The organism is Acidimicrobiia bacterium, from assembly GCA_029210695.1.
Taxonomy (GTDB): Bacteria; Actinomycetota; Acidimicrobiia; order Spongiisociales; family JAHEDJ01; genus JAHEDJ01.
Genome location: JARGFH010000179.1, coordinates 1 through 510, shown reverse-complemented (window position 1 = coordinate 510; position 510 = coordinate 1). Strand labels below are relative to the sequence as shown.

Below are 510 nucleotides of genomic sequence, written 5' to 3'. Positions count from 1 at the left end.
GAGGAGCTGCACGAACGTTACGAAGCGGCGCTGAAGGATGTCCGGGCCAAGCTCGGTCTCACCCATTCAATGATCATCGACGGCAAGGATGTGCAAGCGCAAGAGACCTTTGAAGATCGCTCGCCGATCGACACCGAGCTGGTCCTGGGAGTGTTCCAGAAAGGCAATCAGACTCACGCCGAAGCCGCAATCGCAGCAGCCCGCAAAGCCTTCCCGGATTGGTCCCGCCGGCCATGGACCGAGCGGGTCGAGCTGCTCCGTAAAGTTTCGGACAGGATTGACGAGCGCATCTACGAGATCGCGGCGGTCATTTCGCTCGAGGTCGGCAAGAATCGCATGGAGGCGCTCGGCGATATCGCCGAGGTGTCGGCGCTTATCCGCTACGCCTGCGATCAGGTGGAGGAGAACAACGGCTTCATCGTTAAGATGGGTCAGGACCCGCTGAAAGGCTACACCGCCATCAACACCTCTGTCCTGCGCCCATACGGTGTATGGCTGGTCATCAGCCCC

The 510-nt window shown here is 60.2% G+C and carries 1 protein-coding gene; it reads left to right on the top strand.

The features are described from left to right. Positions 1–510 (top strand): aldehyde dehydrogenase family protein (locus P1T08_18980; protein MDF1598154.1); only part of this gene is annotated, 510 nt, incomplete at both ends.